The organism is Brevibacterium sp. S22 (assembly GCF_004745485.1).
In the GTDB taxonomy this organism is placed as follows: Bacteria; Actinomycetota; Actinomycetes; order Actinomycetales; family Brevibacteriaceae; genus Brevibacterium.
On record NZ_RHFG01000011.1, the window covers coordinates 40,988 to 61,049 of the forward strand.

14 protein-coding genes are annotated in these 20,062 nt (G+C 62.4%); 9 read left to right on the forward strand and 5 right to left on the reverse strand.

Going from position 1 to position 20,062, the window contains the following annotated elements; translation table 11 throughout:
- The first annotated feature begins 302 nt into the window (after nucleotides 1-302).
- From EB835_RS10810 to EB835_RS10835, 7 genes are all read left to right on the forward strand, one after another.
- Nucleotides 303-2,195, forward strand: coding sequence for a glycosyltransferase family protein (locus EB835_RS10810; RefSeq protein WP_240688681.1), 1,893 nt, complete (start codon nucleotides 303-305; stop codon nucleotides 2,193-2,195).
- 218 nt (nucleotides 2,196-2,413) lie between these two features.
- Nucleotides 2,414-2,752 carry a hypothetical protein gene (locus tag EB835_RS10815; protein ID WP_135809481.1) on the forward strand — a complete coding sequence of 113 codons (339 nt, stop codon included), beginning with the start codon at nucleotides 2,414-2,416 and terminating at the stop codon, nucleotides 2,750-2,752.
- A complete protein-coding gene (locus EB835_RS10820) occupies nucleotides 2,749-5,382 on the forward strand; it encodes a glycosyltransferase (RefSeq protein ID WP_135809482.1) in 2,634 nt (877 codons plus the stop codon). The genes EB835_RS10815 and EB835_RS10820 overlap by 4 nt, the downstream gene beginning before the upstream one ends.
- Nucleotides 5,375-6,235 carry a hypothetical protein gene (locus EB835_RS20295; RefSeq protein WP_168216710.1) on the forward strand — a complete coding sequence of 287 codons (861 nt, stop codon included), beginning with the start codon at nucleotides 5,375-5,377 and terminating at the stop codon, nucleotides 6,233-6,235. Before EB835_RS10820 ends, EB835_RS20295 begins: the two co-directional genes overlap by 8 nt.
- Nucleotides 6,228-8,828 carry a glycosyltransferase family 4 protein gene (locus EB835_RS10825; protein ID WP_168216711.1) on the forward strand — a complete coding sequence of 867 codons (2,601 nt, stop codon included), beginning with the start codon at nucleotides 6,228-6,230 and terminating at the stop codon, nucleotides 8,826-8,828. Before EB835_RS20295 ends, EB835_RS10825 begins: the two co-directional genes overlap by 8 nt.
- A complete protein-coding gene (locus tag EB835_RS10830; RefSeq protein ID WP_135809484.1) occupies nucleotides 8,825-10,234 on the forward strand; it encodes a polysaccharide pyruvyl transferase family protein in 1,410 nt (469 codons plus the stop codon). Before EB835_RS10825 ends, EB835_RS10830 begins: the two co-directional genes overlap by 4 nt.
- A gap of 23 nt (nucleotides 10,235-10,257) precedes the next feature.
- A complete protein-coding gene (locus tag EB835_RS10835) occupies nucleotides 10,258-11,046 on the forward strand; it encodes a hypothetical protein (RefSeq protein ID WP_135809485.1) in 789 nt (262 codons plus the stop codon).
- A gap of 6 nt (nucleotides 11,047-11,052) precedes the next feature.
- On the opposite strand, the gene EB835_RS10840 is transcribed toward EB835_RS10835, so the two are convergent.
- Both EB835_RS10840 and wecB read right to left on the reverse strand, forming a co-directional pair.
- Nucleotides 11,053-12,228, reverse strand: coding sequence for a glycosyltransferase (locus EB835_RS10840; protein ID WP_135809486.1), 1,176 nt, complete (start codon nucleotides 12,226-12,228; stop codon nucleotides 11,053-11,055).
- Between the two features lie 11 nt (nucleotides 12,229-12,239).
- Nucleotides 12,240-13,403: a non-hydrolyzing UDP-N-acetylglucosamine 2-epimerase gene (gene wecB, locus EB835_RS10845; RefSeq protein WP_135809487.1), complete on the reverse strand. Its 1,164-nt coding sequence runs from the start codon at nucleotides 13,401-13,403 to the stop codon at nucleotides 12,240-12,242.
- A gap of 302 nt (nucleotides 13,404-13,705) precedes the next feature.
- On the opposite strand from wecB, the gene wecC reads away from it, so the two are divergent.
- Nucleotides 13,706-14,965, forward strand: coding sequence for a UDP-N-acetyl-D-mannosamine dehydrogenase (gene wecC / locus EB835_RS10850; protein WP_062239335.1), 1,260 nt, complete (start codon nucleotides 13,706-13,708; stop codon nucleotides 14,963-14,965).
- 98 nt (nucleotides 14,966-15,063) lie between these two features.
- Here the strand turns inward: wecC and EB835_RS10855 are convergent, their stop codons facing one another.
- Complete coding sequence (locus tag EB835_RS10855; RefSeq protein WP_135809488.1) at nucleotides 15,064-15,648, reverse strand: PIN domain-containing protein; 585 nt, start codon at nucleotides 15,646-15,648, stop codon at nucleotides 15,064-15,066.
- A gap of 12 nt (nucleotides 15,649-15,660) precedes the next feature.
- Complete coding sequence (locus EB835_RS10860; protein WP_135809489.1) at nucleotides 15,661-16,179, reverse strand: excisionase family DNA-binding protein; 519 nt, start codon at nucleotides 16,177-16,179, stop codon at nucleotides 15,661-15,663.
- A 242-nt stretch (nucleotides 16,180-16,421) separates the two neighbouring features.
- On the opposite strand from EB835_RS10860, the gene EB835_RS10865 reads away from it, so the two are divergent.
- Entirely contained in the window at nucleotides 16,422-18,404 is a 1,983-nt protein-coding gene (locus EB835_RS10865; RefSeq protein ID WP_135809490.1) for an acetoacetate--CoA ligase, read from the forward strand.
- 158 nt (nucleotides 18,405-18,562) lie between these two features.
- Here the strand turns inward: EB835_RS10865 and EB835_RS10870 are convergent, their stop codons facing one another.
- Nucleotides 18,563-19,822: a hypothetical protein gene (locus EB835_RS10870; RefSeq protein WP_135809491.1), complete on the reverse strand. Its 1,260-nt coding sequence runs from the start codon at nucleotides 19,820-19,822 to the stop codon at nucleotides 18,563-18,565.
- Nucleotides 19,823-20,062: the final 240 nt, after the last annotated feature.

Below are 20,062 nucleotides of genomic sequence, written 5' to 3' on the forward strand. Positions count from 1 at the left end.
TGGGCCCTGAATTGCTTCCCACTGTCCTCTTTTCTTCCGAAGTTCCTGGCGGTCACGGCGAGTTCCGAAGCGAGGTTTCATCTCTCGCCGAGCCTCATTCGACTTCCCGATTGTACTATTGGCCCTAACAGGTTTCATACAGAACGAACGCCGCGAACACTAAGAATTGGTTGCATTCAACACGTCCTGCAGCCAGGTTCCATTCCGTTCGTACTGGTGCCCCACAAGGCCACTTGGCCAAGCGTTTCGGCTGTTCGCACCGCTGCTTTCCACCGTCTGCCCCCTTCGAGAGGACTCGATCCGTGCCACGAACACCACTTCGCACTTTGAGGACCGCTGTGTGGCATCTGCGCAACGGCGGGGTCAGACAAGTCGCGAAGTGGCGGCGTCGCCGCTCGGTGGTCCAAGGTGCTGCAGAAGCATCCGCCGAAGTCGCCACCGGGAGCCTCTCGGCGGAGGTCCTTGCGGAGCTGTTCCCACCCCTGCCGTTGCCGCACCGCACGCCGGTATTCGACCAGCTCTTGGTCGGAGTCGTCCTCGACGAGTTCTCGACTGAGAGCTTCGGCTATGAGTGGCCGATCAGACGACTGTCGCCGTCGAGCTGGGCGACCGAACTCGACGGGCTCGACTTCGTCTTCGTCGAATCGGCCTGGAGTGGAAACGACGGGCAGTGGAAGTTCAAGCTCACCAGTCCGTCCGGCCCCGGCTCAGAGATCACCGAGCTGCTCAGTGAGTGCCGTCGCCGAGGCATTCCGACTGTCTTCTGGAACAAGGAGGATCCACCGCACTTCGAAGATTTTCTGCCGCTGGCGCGGATGTTCGACGTCGTCTTCACCAGCGATGTCAGGCTGATCCCCGAGTATCGATCCAGGCTGGGACATGACAGAGTCGCTGCCCTGCCGTTTGCCGCACAGCCCGCGATCCACAATCCTTCACAACCTGCACGGAATGCCGCGGCCAGGGACATCGCCTTTGCCGGCATGTACTTCGCCCACAAATACCCAGAGCGCAGAGAACAGATGGACCTGCTGCTCGGAGCGGCTGACGCCGTATCGCCGAGGATGCAGTACGGCTTGGAGATCTTCTCCCGTTTCCTCGGCAATGATGAGCGTTATCAGTTCCCCGGCAGCTTGGCCGGGCGAGTGGTCGGGTCGCTGCCCTATCGGAACCTGCTCACGGCGTACAAGCACTTCAAGGTCTTCCTCAACGTCAACTCCGTCACCGACTCCCCCAGCATGTGCGCCCGCAGGATCTTCGAGATCAGCGCCGCGGGCACTCCCGTCGTCACCACTGCCAGCGCGGCGACCCGCGAGTTCTTCCCCACGTCCGAGGTCCCTCAGCCCGAGACTCAGGAGGAAGCGGAATGGACTCTGCGCGCTTATGTCCGCAGCCCTGAGCTGAGAGACCGCACCGTTCACCTTGCCCAACGACGCATCTGGGCCGAACACACGTACACGCATCGGGCCATGACGGTGATGGATACGCTCGGTCTGGACTATGCGCGCCCGTTCCCGACGTCGGTGTCAGCGGTCGTCTCCACGAATCGGCCGGACCACCTCGGCGAGGTTCTGCGGACCCATGCCGAACAGCTGCACACGGATAGGGAACTCGTGTTGGTGACCCACGGGTTCGCGGCACCTGCCGATCTGCGAGCACGCGCCGCAGAAGCAGGGATCGACCATCTGCAGATCGTCGAGGTCGACGCTGCGCAGCCGTTGGGAGTCTGCCTCAATCGCGGAGTTCAGGCGGCTTCCGGCGAAGTCATCGCGAAGATGGACGACGATGATGTGTACGGAGCGCACTATCTGGGCGACCAACTTGCAGCCCTGCGCTATTCGAATGCCGATCTCGTCGGCAAGCAGGCACACTACCTGCACATTCGGGGCCGCGACATCGTCATCTGCCGCTTCCCCGAACGCGAGCATCGGTTCACCGATCTCGTCATGGGACCGACTCTGATGACCCATCGGTCAACACTTCTGGACAACCCGTTTGCGGAGCGCACCCTCGGCGAAGACACGGAGCTCCAGCAGAGACTCGTCGGCTCCGGAGCCCGGATCTACTCGGCAGACAGGTTCAACTTCGTCCAGGTCCGCGGCGACCATGCCCACACGTGGAGCGTCGACGACAGTCACCTGCTGGCCAACGGAGACGTCCACGCATTCGGATACGCTCCGGACCACTACTGCTTCTGAGGATCCGCTCTTCAACGCTCGCTCGAAAGCCCCCATGACCCGCACCAACCGGCCCGCGGAATTCTTCGTATGCCCCAGGTGAACTGTTGGTGAAATGGGCGGTTTCGGTCTGCTCCGGTCAGTAGCGTGGCGGTCATGCTGTGAAGATTTCGCAGTGGAACGCCATGCCTTCCGGTGGCCAGAAGTTCCATTGCGGACGTTGGACAACTGGAGCCCATTTGAAGACCACCACGACCGGAACCGAGGACCTCGGAGCCGTCCGCGAGAACATCTCTCGTGTCATTGATGAGACTTCGTCCCTCAATGCCGAACTCGCCAAGGAACTCATCAGCGCCTACGACCGCGAGTCGAAGCTGCTCGGCGGAATCAACAAGCGCGAGAACGAAATTGCGCGGCTGAAGAACGAAGTCGCGAAGCGGGATGCGAAACTCGCCTCGGTCAACGAACGCCTCGAACGGCTGCTGGGCTCCAAGGCCATGCAGGTCCAGCGCGCGTACTGGCGCCTGCGCCGTCCTCAGGGCGGGACCCCCCGGCAGACGAAGGGCGGTCAGCGATGAAGGAAGCCGATATCAAGAAGCGGCAGGCCTCTCTTGACGCCCGCATCAAAGAACTGAAAGCAACCCGCACTCGCCAGAAGTCGCTCGGTGTGCACACGCAGTCGGACTACTTCATCGACGGTCTGCTCGGACGGCACCCCTACATCGATCTGGCCGAGTCGCGTGAGGAATACCTCGATCGCCACCGCTCCTTCGCCGCTCCCGTCGAAGCCAAGATCTCAGCCCTCGTCGAAAAGGCTCAGCAGCTGCCCACGACTTCGGGGCAGCATTGGGATCCTCGACGGAAGCTGCGCATCGGAATAATCGCCGACCGGTTCCTCTTCGACTCGCTCAAGGACGCGGCTCATGTGGTGCCGATCAGTCCCGTAACCTATGAGCAGGACATGGCGGACATCGACCTGCTGCTCATCACCTCAGCCTGGCGCGGCCTCGCTGACGAATGGTTCAATGTCGCCCTGTCCGGTTCCCCGGCACGTCAGATCCTCGAGTCGCAGGTCGTTCCCTTCGCCCGTGCGAACGAGATCCCGATCGCCTTCTATTCGAAGGAGGATCCACCGAACTACGAACAGTTCGCCCCCCTGGCGAAATTCGCCGACCACGTGTTCACCAGCGCCGTCGAATGCGTTCCCCGATACCGCGAGTACCTCCACAATCGAGTGCCGGTGACTGTGCTGCCTTTCGCAGTGAACTTCGTCCACCACCATCCGCTCGGAAGCATGCGCCACTCCGGCCGCGAGTTCGTCTTCGCCGGATCCTGGTTCGAGCACAAGTACCCGGAGAGGAAGTCATCCGCCCAGCGGATCTTCGACGGTCTGCTGTCGGCCGGAGCCGATCTCACGATCGTCGACCGCAACCTCGAGCTCGACACGGAGAAGTTCGCGAAGGCTGAACGCTATCTCTTCCCTGAGCGGTACCTGCCGCATCTGCACGGGCCGATCGATCACGAGACCCTGCTCGACCTGCAGCGTCTCCTTCCTGTGGGCATCAACCTCAACTCCGTCGTGAACTCCCAGTCGATGTATGCCAACCGGATCATCGAACTGCAGGCCATGGGCACGTTCATCGTCTCGAACTACAACGCGGGAGTGAACTCCCTCTATCCGCAGGTGTGTATGCCCGACTCCGCTCTCGACATGGAGCAGACGTACCGTGCACTGACACAGCGAAGCATCCGGCAGGCACAGGTGGCTGGAATCCGCGCCGCTTTCACCGCCAACACCGCATTCGACCGCATCGACACGATCGCCGAGGAGATGGGGCTGGATTCCGGTTCCCCCGATCACACGGTCTACGTCACCGGACTGGCCGAATCGGACTTCGAAGTCTTCCGCCGGACACAGTCTTATGCGGGTCCGATGGCAGCTCTTCCAAACGGCTCAGACCGTGTCGCCGGAGCCGACGGCGACGTCGTCATCGATCTGACCGGGCATTCCGATTTCGGTCCTCACCTCGTGCAGGACGCGGTGAATGCATTCCGCTTCACCGACGTCGACGAGGTCCGGATTCTGCCTATCGATACGACCGAGTCTCTCTACGAATTCGTCGATCCGGTCGACTCCGACCAGCACATCACCGCCACGTGGCGCCCGGCCGGAAGCCGCCTCAGTGACGGTGTCGGGCCTGAGCGAACAACGCTGACGATCGCCTCGGACCTCGTCCTCGAGCGGGTCGAGACGATCGACTTCGCGGCCGAGCCCGAGATCAGTGTGGTCGTTCCCGTGTACAACAACGGTCCGCACCTGAAGTTCAAGTGCTTCGAATCCCTCCGCCGGTCGTCGATCTTCGATCGCTGCGAAATCCTCCTCGTCGACGATGGGTCCACCGACATCGAAACGCCTGCGATCCTCGACGAACTTGACCGTGCCTACCCGAACGTTCGAGTCCACCGGTTCCCGGCCGGTGGTTCGGGCAGCGCCTCACGTCCACGCAACAAGGGGCTCGAACTCACCCGCACCCCGTACGTGACCTACCTTGATCCGGACAACGAGCAGACGAACGACGGTTATGCGCTGCTGCTCGAGATGGTCGAAGAGCACGGATACGACTTCGCCATCGGCAATATGATGCGGTTCAAGCACAACCGGATCATGATCAAGAACGCGGGCATCCTGCGACCGGTCGTCGGCGACGACGGCGTGCTCGAAGACAATGCGCTCTCTCGAGTGAAGTTCCAGCCGATGAGCATCCAGGCGCTCGTGGCAGACACGCAGTGGCTGAAGAGCCTCGGCATCTATCAGCCGATCGGCGCCGTGGGACAGGATTCCTACTTCTTCCAGCAGATGCTCTTCCACGCCCGCCGGATCGGGCTGACGTCGACACCGATCCACACCTACTATGCGGCGGTGACGAACTCGACGGTCAATGCCATCGGCCCGCGCTTCTACGAGAAGTACCTGCCCCTGGAAGAGGACAGGTCTGCGTGGCTGCGCGAGGTCGGTCTGCTCGAGGACTACAACGCCAAACGGCTCGAACCCTTCGTCAAAGGATGGTTCGTCCAGAAGCTCGCGTTCGCCGCCGAAGAGGATATCGATGAGTGCAAGAGCCTCATCCGTCGACTCACGCGGTTCTACGGCAAGACGTCGTGGAAGGACGCCGAGCTCGCCGAACTCCATGCCGTCACACATGTCTGATGCCGCACTCAGCGAAGAGCCCCCATTCGAGCGACTGGGCACATTGCTGCCCGGAGACCGCATCGAGCGACGCCCCGGTCTCTTCCAACGCTTCGATTTCCACGCCGGAACGGTGACGGTTCCCGCGCTCCTGTGGTCACGGGTCGAGCCGACCGGCCGTCTCGTCATCGCCTTCAACGGAGCAGTCCGGAGGACACCGGGGAAGGATCCGCAGGAGATCTTCCAACGGCGGACCTGGGTCGACGACTTCGACGCCGATGTCCTCTTCATCTCCGATCCGACGCTGCGCACGGACAATCAGATCAGCATCGGGTGGGGGCAAGGTGCTCCCGGCCGCTTTGCGCTGCCCGCGATGGCCCAGACGGCCCGTTTCGTCGCGGAGTGTCTCGAGGTTCCGTCGGCTGCTCGCCTGTATTTCGGGACCAGCGCGGGAGGCTTCCAGGCTCTCCAAGCAGCCGCCCGCGACGAGGGCAGCCGTGCCTTGGTGAACAACCCGCAGATCGACTGGACGAAGTACATCCCGGTGTACGTCACAACGATCGCCCGCCAGATCTATGAGGGTGCGACTCCAGAAGAGACGGCGGAGAACTTCCCGGACAGGACGTCGACCGCTCACGCCTTCGCCGAGTTCGGGCATATCCCCCGAACTCGCTGCCTGCTCAATGCCGCCAGCGAGAACGATGCCCTCGCGCAGCTGCCCGCGCTTGTCGACGCTCTGCCCGCTCAGTCCGGTGAACGATCCTGTTTTGATGTATCGCTGTATTCCGACGTCCGCGGCGGTCACAATCCACTGTCCAAAGCCGCCACCGCCGCGGCCGTCAACGCTATCGTCAGCGAGGCCGCGGATGAGTGAACGGATCGAAGTCGACACCCGTGAACCAGCACCTGAACCTGTGTTGGAGTCCGTTCCTGCCGTCGAATCCTTGAGTGAGAGCAGCCGAACCGACCGCGTCCCCGCTGAGAATCCGATTGTCGACGGCATCGCAGCTGCCGCTCGACTGCTGTCCGAGCATTCCGATGACCTGGAGACGGCCGCGCGGAAGATCAGCTCAGTACTCAACGGTCTGACGTCTTCGGCAACGGTCTGCCGGATTCTCTTCCACACTGCGGTGGCCGAAGGTTCATCGCTGCGATCGCGGTTCGTCGCTGACCTGTTGGCCAGCAACGGCCGTGCCCAGCTGGCACGTCTGCTGGCTGATCAGGCGATCGCAACTGGGGCGAAGCCATGGCAGAGGAGACGGCTGGAGTCCCTCATGCAGGATGCTCCGAACAGCGACTTCGGTGAGGGCGCCCGCCGATCCTTCGACCTGACCATCTCAGCTGACGGAACGACCACGCTCGAGTCAACAGGGTCGGATGCGGAGCCGGCGGCTGAGCACGAGCTGCGTTCCGTCACCCGCTCTCTCGGTGCGGATACAGACTGGCTCGCCGAACTTGTCTGCGCCCTCGATGACACCCCCGTCGGCATTCAGCACGATGTCGTCTGCATCCGCATTGCCTCGACTGAGTTCGCACGCCAAGCGCTGACACCGGTGCTTGAGACCCTCGCGATCCTGCCCGTCGTACCGATCCTCGTCGCCGAGTCTGTCGCGGCAGCACTGTCGACCTCTGACTCGGTGGGTCGGCCCCTCCTCGACCGAGCTCGAGCCGTTCTGCTCACACCGAACCGATCAGGACAGCAGACGATCATCTCGATCCGCGGCTCCGAACTGCTCGACGCCGGACCGAGCTCGGACCTCGTCCTACCGACGGATGTCGATATCCAAGCGCTGGGAGCCGCCCTCGGGCTGACGACCATCGTCGAGTCACCTGTGCTGGCCAAACACGTACGCACGGTCGTCGACTCTCTTCGGATCGAATCATCCCGACTGCTGCCCCTGTCCTCTGCGACCAGAGCGTTCGCCCGGCTGCTACGGTTCCGGGGAACGCGACGGCAGAACGCTCCGGTTCGCAATATTCTGACCGGACACCTTCTGGCCGCCGGCTTCTTTGCTGAGGCCATGGCTCTCGTCGATACCGTGCCGCCCTCCGACCGCGGGAAGGTCTACCGCGCGCGACGCATCCGTGCTCTCTTCGGAACGGGACGCTTCGACGAGGTCGCCGACACTGCCGATTCCGCGACCGCATCCGCCGCGGACCGACCTCTCATCAGCGAGTCGGCAGCCGCCTCGGCGATGCTGCGCGAGCTAGAATCCGTGTCCGAGAACACCTCGGTGCCGTTCGAGCCCGTGCCCGGGAGGATCCTCACCATCCTCCACGCGAGCGCACCGGACCAGAGCGGCGGCTACGCGGTTCGCGCACACAGCGTCCTCAAGACCATCGCCGCAGGCGGCTTCGAGGTCATCGCTCTCACCCGCCCGGGCTTTCCCGAGGCAGCGAACTCGTTGGAACCGGGGGCCACCGCCGAGGTGGTTCACGACGGGATCCGCTACCTTCGCCTGGGCAGCGATTCCGCCCGCGCCGATGGTGAGTTCGCGTACATGTGTGAGGCCATCGACCATTTCGCCGAGGTGATCCGCGGGGAACGACCGTCGGCCGTCCATCTGCGTTCGACCTATGTTTCGGCTCTGCCGGGGCTCATCGCAGCCAAACGCTTCGGCCTGCCCGTCGTCTACGAGGTCTCGGGCATGTGGGAACTCGTCTACGAGGCCGCGAACACCGCCCGGATGGAGGGCCGTCGTGCACGCACCGTGGTGCTGGAGAACGCAGTGTTGGAGCATTGCGACGAAGTCCTCACCATCACCGAGGCGATGCGCGACATCATCAGCGACAGAGTGCACACTCGACGCCCGATCGGCATCATGCCCAATGCCGTCGATACGGCCGAGTTCGCGTCTGCAGAGAAGAACCCGCAGGTGATCTCGCGATTCGATTGGAGCGCCCACGACCCGATCATCGGATACATCGGCACGTTCGTCGGCTACGAGGGTCTCGACATCCTCGTTCGCGCCATCGCTCTCGTCCGCAGCCGCGGAGTCCTGGTGCGCGCACTGCTCGTCGGAGACGGCGCAGAGTCGTCCCGGATCCGGTCGCTGGCAGCCGATCTCGGCCTCGACGAATCGACCATCGTCTTCACCGGGCGCGTCTCCCATGACGAGGTCGCCGAGCTCTATTCGGTCATCGATGTCTGCGCCTATCCGCGCCTGCTCACCCCGGCGACCCGCGCGGTCTCACCGCTCAAACCTTTCGAGGCGATGGCAGCGAAGAAGTCCGTCATCGTCTCCGACGTCCCGGCCCTGGCGGAGATCGCCGGATACGGCGAGCGCGGTCTCGTTGTGCCCAGCGGTGACGTCGAGGCTCTCGCCGAGGCGATCAGCGCAGCCATCGAGGATCCTTCCGCGACGCTGTCACGGGTGGAGGCCGCGGCCGCATGGACGGAATCGGAGCGCAGTTGGTCGGCGGTCGGTGCGGTCATGGGATCGGCGCTCGCTAGGCTGACGTCATGACACGGACGATGCTGTTCTACGGGCATGTCGCCTCGAACTGGGGCGACCTAGCCATCAATGCCGGTGCCCTCGAACTGATGCGCCGGGCCGAGGTCGACATCGAAGGCTCGACGGCTGTTCTCCTCGCTCCTTCGGACCAGTTCCGCAGGCAGGCGGGCTTCACCCTCAAGGGCATGAAGCAGCTGATCGTTCCCTCTGACGGCCGTGCACGCGGTGGCCGTGACGAGGTCGAACTGCTCATCGACTATGTCGCTCATCCGCACCGGTTCGCCGAAGATGTCGGTATGGCCGATGTCGACCTCGTCGTCCTCAACGCCGGCGAGCATCTCTTCGAGTCGGCGACCGGAGAGAACCTCATCGACCTCGTGTGGAGGATCCTCCCCGCACTGGCCGCGCAGTCGCTGAAGAAACCAGTCCTCCTGCTGCCGTCGACCGTCGGCCCGTTCCGCACATCGTTCGGGACCGCGCTCGAGGAGTTCCTCCACCAGGGCGTCGACGCAGCAGCTTACCGTGATCTCGAGTCCCGGAGACTCGAGTCGCCCGACCTCGGTCAGGAGCTTCCGGTTCTCCTGGATCCCGGCTTCTTCGTGCCGGGACTTCGGGCTCAAGAGGAAGAGAACCGCGACGAGGATGCCCTTGGCATCGTCTTGCGGCCCGAGGACATGGGGATCCGACCAGGGTCACGCCGTTCGGCATTCGTGCAGAACAAACTCCGAGACTCGCAGTTCCGCAGCTCTCAGGCGTTCCAACTCTTCACCTCGGTGGCCGAAGCCCATCTGGCCGATGGAGGAAAGGTGAAGGTCATCGTCCAGACCCGAGCCGACCGGGGAATCTCCACGGCGGTCGCCGATCATCTCACCGAGGTCGCCGGTTCGGACTGGGTCGAACTCATCGATCCGACTGGGTTCCGGTCGTTCGTCGACGAGCTCGGCCGCCTTGGTGCTTTGGTGACGTCACGCTTCCATTCGGTCATCCTCGCCTCGTCTCAGGCGGTGCCGACCGTGGGCGTGTATTCGGAGACGCACGGACACAAGATGCCCGGGCTGTTCGAGCTGCTCAAATTTCCCGACTGCGCCGTGCGTCTGGATGACCGCAGCATCTCGGCAGTGCGCGACGAAGTCGACGCGGCGCTGTCCACGGTCCGCGGCTCCATCGACGAGATCCACAATCGGATCCGGGCGAACAGAACCCTGGTCCGTCGCTGGTTCGCCGAGGCGATCGCCTCGCAGGAGACGACGATATTCGACACGTCTGCACTGAGGATCGAGGCGTTGGCGCTGCTCTATCGGGCAGGGCTCGAACGCGCGCAGAAGGAATCACTGTCCCAAGTGCTGCAGGCAGTTCACGAACTGCGTGACGCCGACAGCCGCTCAGATGACAATGCACCCGGCGCAGAGTCGCGCTGAGAACGACCCGAGGAGCTGAAGAGATGATCGAACGCACCATCCCCGAGGAGGGGCACCACCACGCCGAATCGGTGGCGGCGTTCACCGGGCCCCAGCCGGGCGCCTCGACGACGTACACGATCATGCTCGATGACGTCCCCATCGATCTGCGTTACGACGATCGCGGATTCGACACCACCGTCGTCTTCTTCCATGCCGCGATCACGAAGGCGGTGCGTCGATACCCGGTGTTCTCCGGGGCCACGTTCTCCGAAGACGTCGCTGCGAATCGTCTGTTCATCAGCGACCCTTCTCTCTACGTCGATTCCCGAATCAAGCTCGGCTGGTACGCCGGCAGCAGTCGGCAGCCGAAGCTGCAGGACGCATTGACTGAGATCATCTCCAGATTCGACAGTCCGGATCGTCGGCTCGTCTTCTTCGGTGCTTCCGGTGGAGGATTCGCCTCTCTCTATTACTCCACGCACTTTCCCGGGTCGATCGCTGTTCCGGTCAACCCGCAGACGACGATCCGCAACTATGTGCCGGTCATCGTCAACCGGTACCTCAACTATGCGTGGGACGGACTGCCCGTCGACGAGCTGCCGGTGTGCACCGATGTCATCAAGCTCTACCGTCGTCCCGTGTCCAATTCGGTTCTCTATGTGCAGAACTCCGGCGACAGCGATCATTTGGAGCACCACTATGCGCCGTTCTTCGATGCGCTGCCGGACGATCACCAGGTGGAGTCCCACCTCGTCGATGCCGGTGAAGGCCATGTTCCGCCGAAGCGTGCCCTGTTGGGCACGATCCTCAAGGACGTCGTCGGCAGCTGAGAACCCTCAGGTGATGGTGAGGCGGAACGGGAGCGTATTGGCCGCGGTGTCGCCGGAAAACTGACGCAGTTCGACCGACCATTTCGACGCTCGGAAGTTCTGACGGATCGACCAGCTGCCGTCCTCGGCGCATTCTGCCGATCCCATGTGCTTGAAGTCGTTTTTGCCCTTCAACCAGAGTTCGATGCGGCTGCCGGGTGTGCCGACTCCGATGAATTCGGTGGCGCCGGCTTTCCGCGCTTTGCCCGGCAGGGGCGAACGCAGGTAGAAGAACGGTTCGCTCTGTCCGAAGATGTCGGAGTTGATGCGGATGCACTTCTGCTTGAGCATACGCGTCCGACGGTGCAGATCGAGCAGAGCGTACTGCTGCGGCTGGGTGCGACGCCACGTCAGACCCATCGTCTCCGGGGTTGCTTCGTGTTCGACGACGCTGGCTTGGAACGCTTCGAGGTCGATGCCGAACGGTTTGAGATCCGTTTGGGTGAGCGGGCGCATGGAGTCGCCGAATTGGGCGATCCGCGAGTCGTAGTCCCCGTCGCCTTGCCGATGGTAGAGGTAGAGCCAGTCATCGGTGTCGGTCTCGACTCGGTGGGCCAGTCCCCCGCGCTGAACCGCGGTGGTCAGCCATTTCCGGTGGGAGGAGAGCATGAGGTCGCCGACGTCGGTCGCTGAACCGAAGAAGGTCGAGTTCGGGACGTGGCTGGGGTAGATCAGCTCGCCTCGGTTGCCGCGCGGTGCGTCGATGCCGACGCCTTTCGCGGTCGTGGCTACCTGCGCCCCGGCAACATCCGGTTCGAAGGCCTCGAGGTGGGCGTCGTGCAATCGGGCCGAGATCGCATCGTCGTCATCGAGCAGCTGGGCGTGGAGGGGACGCTTCGGGTGCGTCTCCGCCTTGAGTGCCGCGCGCACGGTGTCGCCGAGGCGGGAGTGATCCGGGACGAAGTGGAAGCGAACCGTGTCGGTGAGTCCGTGGGCGTCGATGACGTCGTGGACATCGCCGAGGATGTCCGGCGGCAGGTCCGAGTCGAGCAGGATGGCCCACACCAGGTCTCGGTTGCCCATCGCGGCCACGCTGGCGGCGGTGATGCTGCTGAAGAGTCCGAGTCGGGTTCGCCACCAGACGGGGTCGAAGATGCCCACACCCATGCGGGTCACCATCACGGTGCGCGTTTGAACTGCCACGATCGTCGCCGTCAGTCGGCGAAGGCGACGTCTGGGGCGAATTCCGCTATGCGGTCGCCGACGCCGAGCAGCGATTCGATGGCTGCGACCGACCGGGCGGCGGCTCGTCCGTCACCGTAGGGGTTGACGGCTTTGGCCATGGCTTCGTAGGCGAGCGCGTCGTCGAAGAGTCGGGAGACTTCGGTGACGATCACGGTGGTGTCGGTGCCGACGAGTTTGACCGAACCGGCGGTGACCGCCTCGGGGCGTTCGGTGTTCTCGCGCATGACGAGGACGGGTTTGCCGAGGCTGGGGGCTTCTTCCTGGATGCCGCCGGAGTCGGTGAGGACGACGTCCGAGGCGGCCATGACCGTGGTGAATTCGCCGTAGGACAGCGGTTCGGTGACGAGCACGTTGTCGAACTTCTCGACTCGGGGCAGAACGGCTTCGCGCACGAGCGGGTTGCGGTGGGCAGGGAGCAGGATGAGCAGTTCTGGTCGGGCAGCGGCGAGCTGGGCCAGCGCGTCTCCGATGTTCTCCATGGACGAGCCGAGGTTCTCCCGACGGTGGGTCGTCACGAGCAGTTTCGGGCGGTCGGAGGCGACATAGTCGGCGACGATCGGGTCGGCCGGGGCCACGTTCATGTCGACGGCGATGTGGAGGGCGTCGATGACGGTGTTTCCGGTGACGACGACGTCGGCCGGATTGATGCTCTCGGCCAGCAGGTTGTCACGTGACCGTGCGGTCGGGGCCAGGTGGAGTGCGGAGATCTGGCTGGTCAGCTTCCGGTTGGCTTCCTCGGGGAAGGGGCTGAGCAGGTTCCCCGAGCGCAGTCCGGCCTCGAGGTGGATGACCGGGATGCCGCGGTTGAAGGCGGCGATGGAGGCGCCCATGACTGTGGTCGTATCGCCTTGGACGAGCACTGCGTCGGGTGCCTCGTCTTCCAGCACGGAGTCGAGTTCACCGATGACACGGGAGGCGATCCCGTTGAGTGTCTGCCCCTGGGACATGATGTTGAGGTCCACGTTCGGGACGATTCCGAACAGATCGTTGACCTGGTCGAGCATCTCACGATGCTGGGCGGTGACGACGGTGCGGGAGTGCAGGGTCGCGCTCGATTCGATCGCCCGGATGAGAGGGGCCACCTTGATGGCTTCCGGCCTGGTGCCGAAAACGGTGAGGACAGTGGGGGTCACGCACGAACTCCTGGTCGGGAGAACCACGGGGGCCGCCTCGGCGAGGCAGGGTTCTCGCATCAAATACCGATGAAGATAATGGTATGAAGTTCTGCTGAACTTGGACATACCGTCTCCATTCATCTCATCATGACGAACCCACCTTCGCTGACCGAATCAGAAGACCTTCACAGCGCATTCACTCAAAGTTGATGATGAAGTCACGTCAGCGGTCATTTCGTGAGTCATTGTGGTCAGGTTGCCTCGAGAAGCTCTCGGGTAACATCAGTAGTCGTTCATCTCGAGTTTGGAGCATCGCACACATGCCGCCCACCGCCACCTCTCAACGCCCTTCCGTCGCTGTCGTCGGCCTCGGTTATATCGGTCTTCCGACCGCAGCTGTTCTGGCCAGTTCGGGCGCAGAGGTCGTCGGTGTCGACATCAACGCCGATGCCGTGGCCACGATCAACGCCGGCAAAGTTCCCTTTGTGGAGCCGGATATGGCGACAACGGTGGCCGGTGTCGTCTCTCAGGGCTACCTGCGAGCCACGACCGAGACTCCGCACGCGGACAATTACATCGTCGCCGTGCCGACGCCGTTCAAGGACGGGCACGAACCGGACCTGTCTTACATCGAGACTGCGGGTAAGCAGATTGCACCCCTGCTCGAGGGCAATGAGCTCATCATTCTCGAATCGACTTCGCCTCCCGGAGCAACGGAGTTCCTGGCCGAGACGATCATCAAGGAACGCCCGGATCTCACGCTCAAACCCGGCAGCGCACAGACCGTCTACTTCGCGCACTGCCCTGAGCGCGTGCTGCCCGGCCGGATCATGATCGAGCTGCGGACCAACGATCGCATCGTCGGCACCCTCAACGGCAATGCCGGCGAACGTGCCCGCGATCTCTATGAGCTGTTCTGCGAGGGCGAGTTCCTCATGACCGATGCTCGTACCGCGGAGATGGCGAAGCTGACCGAGAACGCCTACCGCGACGTGAATATCGCCTTCGCGAACGAACTGTCGGTGATCTCCGACGGGCTCGACATCAACGTGTGGGAGCTCATCAAGCTCGCCAACCACCACCCTCGCGTCAACATCCTGCAGCCTGGCCCCGGAGTGGGCGGCCACTGCATCGCCGTCGACCCGTGGTTCATCGTCTCCACCGCGCCCGAGCAGTCTTCACTGATCCGCACAGCGCGTGAGGTCAACGATTCGAAGCCAGGCTACGTGCTCGACAAGCTCCTCCCTCAGGCACGTCGGATCCAGGATGTGCAGATCGCGGCACTTGGTCTGGCGTTCAAGCCGAACATCGACGACCTGCGCGAGAGCCCGGCCCGGCAGATCGTTGGACAGCTCGCCGATGCGCTCCCCAACGCGAACATCATGGCGGTCGAGCCGAACATCGACAACCTGCCTTCGGAACTCGAAGAGTGCGAGAACGTCACGCTCACTGAGGTGAACGAAGCCATTCGCGCTGCCGATATCGTGCTGCTGCTCGTTGACCACAACGAATTCACCCGCATCGACCGGACCCTGCTCACGCAGAAGATCGTCCACGATACGCGGGGCGTCTGGGGCTGAGACCTGAGACCGAACCCACTTACCTATCGACTGCGCCGCTGAGAATACTCAGCGACGCAGTTGTATTCTGCGGCACGGCTCCAAAACGAGTCCTGCGGCTACTCGGTCAGATCGTCAATCAGAAGGTCATACAGCTCTGCCAATTCCGCAGAACGGCAGAGATGAGCGAGGAACGCGGCAGGACTCTCCACAGGAGGGTTTCGTCTCCGGCGGAACAGAGTGAGTACTGCCATCACCGCTTGGTCACGATGTGCATAGGCCGTGTTTGTCATGAACTCGTCTCCGGTGAGAATCTCAATTGAAGCCTCACGAACGATGTCCGAGTCGAGCAAACCAGCTCGCTGGTCGTCGGTGACTATCGCATCCGCTCCGCTCATCAGTGCTGCGTGTAAGACATGTTCGTCATCAGGGTCCCGCAGCCCGTATCCGTATTCCCGATCACGCGGTGCTAGGATCTCAGCTCCAGGGAACGCCACACTCATCCGGTGCAAGAGGGCCGCATGCCTTTCGCCACTCATAGAACGATTCTTCTTCTCGTCGATTCGGTTGAGCACATCGATCAGCTCGTTGAGGACACCGGAGCTCCAATGGGGCGTATAAGCATTTTCTGCCGCAAGTTGCAGGAGGAAGTCCCTCTGCATACCGGGGACGAGTACGCAGGTGTCCAAGACGGCTTTGTACACGCGGGCGGCCTCTCAGCTCAGATGATTCCTGCGTTCCTGTCGAATCTCGGACAGGGCTTCCGCGCTCTCTCCTTCGTCGACGTTTTGGTATTCATAGGAGCTCTCAGAGATGAAATCCGATCGCTCGATATGAAGCTGGTCCCGGTAAGCCACAACATCAGCCAACCGCAGTTTCCGTCGAACCGAACCAGGAACGTTGGCTTCGAGTTCGCCTGCATCGATGAGTTTGACGATAGTAGGACGACTGAGCCCAAGCAGATCAGCTGCCTGCTGGGTAGTGATCTCTTGATCACGCCGGAGCAGGCTGACCGATTGCCCTTTACGAAGCCCTTCTGCGGCACGCTTCAGCACGTCGAACAGCTCCTCTGTCAGCTCCACCCGGTCAGTCCCGTCAGCTCCGGACAAGTAGTAGCGGCCCGAAACCCCGTCTTCGCGTCGTTGCTTGTGTGCAATGAAATCAACGACAGCAGCCAGTTTGCCGTCCTCGGCGCTGTCTTCTGCCGACACTGCGACAGCATCCGATTCGATCATGATCACTCCTACCCCCAACTACGTAACATTATTCTAGTTACGAAAATTACGAAAAACAATGATCCCGGAGCCGGAAGCCCGTTGCACCCAGCACGCACTCCGCCGGGAGGGCGATTGCATCCATTCGGCAGGACGCTCAAGCGTAAGGTGGACTCAACGTCTCCACTGCAGAACGAGTACGCCTCGTTTCGACTGATGAAGACTGCGCCCGTTGCCGCCCGCCGAAGTGCTGAGGAGAAGAATTGACCGCTGAACCGATCTGGCTTCCTGACCCCGACCAGACCCCGCGTCCGCAGATCCTTGACTTCATCGACTTCGCGAACGAGCGCACCGGTAAGACCATGGCCAGCTACGACGATCTGTGGCGCTGGTCGGTCAACGACCTCGACGGGTTCTGGGGCGCGATCTGGGACTTCTTCGACGTCATCGCCGATGAACCGTACACCGAAGTCCTCGCCGACCGATCGATGCCCGGTGCCACCTGGTTCCCCGGCACTCGCCTCAATTACGCCGAGCACGCCCTGCGGGCCGCCCTCGATGACAATCTCGCGAACGAACCGGCGATTATTACTATCAAAGAGTCCGGCGAGAGCACCGAGATCACCTGGCGTGAACTGCGCCGTCAAGTCGGATCCGTTGCCGCCTGGCTGCGCGATCAAGGCGTCGGTCAGGGCGACCGCGTCGTCGGCTACCTGCCGAACACTCACCACTCGCTCATCGCCTTCCTCGCCACCGCCTCTATCGGAGCCGTCTGGTCCGCCTGTGCCCAGGACTACGCCGCCGAAGGTGCCGCGACGAAGCTCGGCCAGCTCGAACCGACAGTGCTCTTCGCCGCCGACGGCTACCTGTGGAACGGTCAGGCCTTCGACCGCCGCGACCAAGTCGCGGACTTGGCCAACCGGATGCCGAGCCTGCGGGCCGTGGTCGGGATGGGCAACCTCGGCGAGGAATTCATCGATGAACAAGGTCAGATCACGAACCTCGCCACCTGGGATGATGTCGCCTCCGGGGATACGGAGCCCGAGTTCGCGCGCGTCGATTTCGATACCCCGCTGTGGGTGCTGTACTCCTCTGGCACGACGGGGATTCCCAAGGGGATCGTGCACAGCCACGGAGGCGTCGTCATCGATCACCTGCGCCTGCTGGGTCTCCACCTCGACATCCGGCCGGGTGACCGGTTCTTCTGGTACACGAATACGAACTGGATGATGTGGAACCTCGTCGCCTCGGCGCTGGTGGGCGGTGCGACCACGGTGTGCTTCGACGGCAGCCCTCTCTATCCGGGGCCGGGCAGGCTGTGGGAGATCGCCGCGGATACCAAGGCCAATGTGATCGGGGTCAGTCCTGGGATCTTCCTGGCCGGGATGAAGGCTGGGATTGAGCCCGGCAAGGAGTTCGACCTCTCCGCGCTGCGGACGATCGGCGCCACGGGTGCCCCGGTGCCCGCCCACTGTTTCCCGTGGGTGCGCGATGCTGTCGGCGAGCGCGTGCAGCTGGCCTCGACGAGCGGCGGCACGGACGTCGTCAGCGGCTTCGCCGGGTCCGCTCCGAACTGTCCGATATGGGCTGGTGAACTCTCACGGCCCGTCCTCGGCGTGGCGTTGGAGTCGTGGGACGATGACGCTCAGCCGCTGGTCGACGAGGTCGGGGAGATGGTCATCACCGAGCCGATGCCGTCGATGCCGGTGAAGTTCTGGAACGATCCCGACGGTGAGCGCTACCGGGAGACGTACTTCTCGATGTTCCCCGGGGTCTGGCGCCACGGCGACTGGATCACGATCACCGACCACGGCAGCGTGGTCATCTCCGGCCGCTCGGATGCCACCCTCAACCGACAGGGCGTGCGCCTGGGCAGCGCCGATATCTACGACGTCGTCGACGGCATCCCCGAGGTGGCCGAATCCTTGGTCATCGGCGCCGAGCAGCCGGACGGCGGGTACTGGATGCCGCTGTTCGTGGTGTTGGCGTCTGGGGTTTCGTTGGATGCTGGTCTGCGGTCAAGGATTGCTGGGGAGCTGCGGTCGAAGGCGTCTCCGCGGCATGTGCCCGATGACATCATCGCGGTCCCTGCTATTCCTCATACTCGCACGGGGAAGAAGCTTGAGGTGCCGGTGAAGCGGCTCATCCAGGGGCACTCTCTGGAGAAGGTGGCGAATCCGGATGCTGTGGATTCGTTTGAGGCGCTGGCGTACTTTGCGCGGTTTGCGGAGGTCGGCGAGGGCTGAGGCGGAGCCGGAATACCAGACCCGTGTGGTCCGACTGCAGAGGGCAGATCACCTCGGCAAGCGTGACGACAATGGGTCCTGCTCATTCATAGTCGATAAGCGGAATAGCAGAAGCGTGAGGCTTCAAAGCAACATTGTAGCGACGCGCGTGCCGAGTGTTAGTCTTCCAACTGGGCAGCGATATGCAGGGGCCGAGGCTCGGGCAGTTGATTGTTGAGCCCACGCTCGATCAACAGCCGAGTGGCTTCTCTTAATTCCGGTATGACGGCGGCCATATTCTCCGAGTCTCGAGGGTCAAGCATACGTGCCCACCCACGGCTCCAATTCACTTCCGTCGAATGTAGAGAACCCTGGTGAACGGTAGTCGAGCGCCACCCGTACACGCGATTGAGTCTTTGGGCAACGGAGTCTGACACTACAAGTCGAACAGTCTCCCTGTATCTTTTCGTCGCTCCCGGTAACGAGTTGCAGCATGTGCAAACCTCAGAAGTGAAAAGGGTGTTGCCAATCGCTTCGATGGCCGCAACATAGGCTACGGCGGACACGGATGGATGACGGGCAGAGACGTACTCCGCTTCGAGAAACATGTCGAGGGCGGCAGTGAGTTCCTCCCCTTCAGCTTGGTGGTAAGCATCATCAGTCCACCTTGGCACCGGATGCGCCTCCCACTTCTCCACAGGCGATGCTTCTTGGACGAGGCAGATTCCAGGTCGAACTTTGTGTTGAGGCGGCCCCTGATCGTATTGCGGCATCGGAGCGACCGCTATTTCATAGGGAACGCCCCAGGCAACAGCAAGCAATCCACACACGCGGCGTAGCTCTCGCCCTGCTTTGCTGACCGCGCTTTCCATTGACGACGCATTTGTACGACCCACCACCCAGATCGGTCGAGAAACTTGCATCTTGTAGCCCGATGACATCGAATTTCCGGAATCGTGATGATAAACAAGATCCGTGAAATCAGTGTCCGTAGCGCGCAACGTCATTGACCCTATGTGAAGAGTTCCCTCCAGACGGCACGGATAGCTGAGCATTCTCGGGGTTTGCACCAGTAACGCCGACCATTCGAAGTCAGCCGCAACCGCAACGACAAGTTGGACTGCTCGCTGCACTGCTTTCGACAAGGATTTGAGAAGGCCCCCGTCGATCGGGTCGTCGTCGACCGCATAAAACTGACTGCGAGTATCGTCCTGCTCCACTAACAGTCCGAGCCCGCTATTGAATTCTCGACCGGAATCGATGGTGCCAAGGTCGATGAACGTCCCTCCGAAATCACTGGAGCGACTACTCGAACAGATAGAGACATTCGGGTAGGTTTTCGACAGCTCGATCTGCAATTGGGCAATCCACCCATCGGCATGTTCAGTGAAGTTCAGCCGTGACGAGAACAGCTTGTGCTTGTGGGCGAAGACGGTCATGGATTGATTCTCAGCTAGTTCCACACCCGCTCGCAATGGAGCCGAACGATCGTGTCAGAAACGATAGCTGCAACTGCGGTAGTGTCGACCCCGCTTACACCGCCGCCCGGTAGATGGCCTAAATGTCCTAGTTGTGCAATTCCCCGGTTCCGCGAACCTACCGCTAACGACCGAGCCTGCACCCAATCCCACGACGGACGAACCCGACCCCGTACGCCACTGACGCGGATGTGCAGGGTC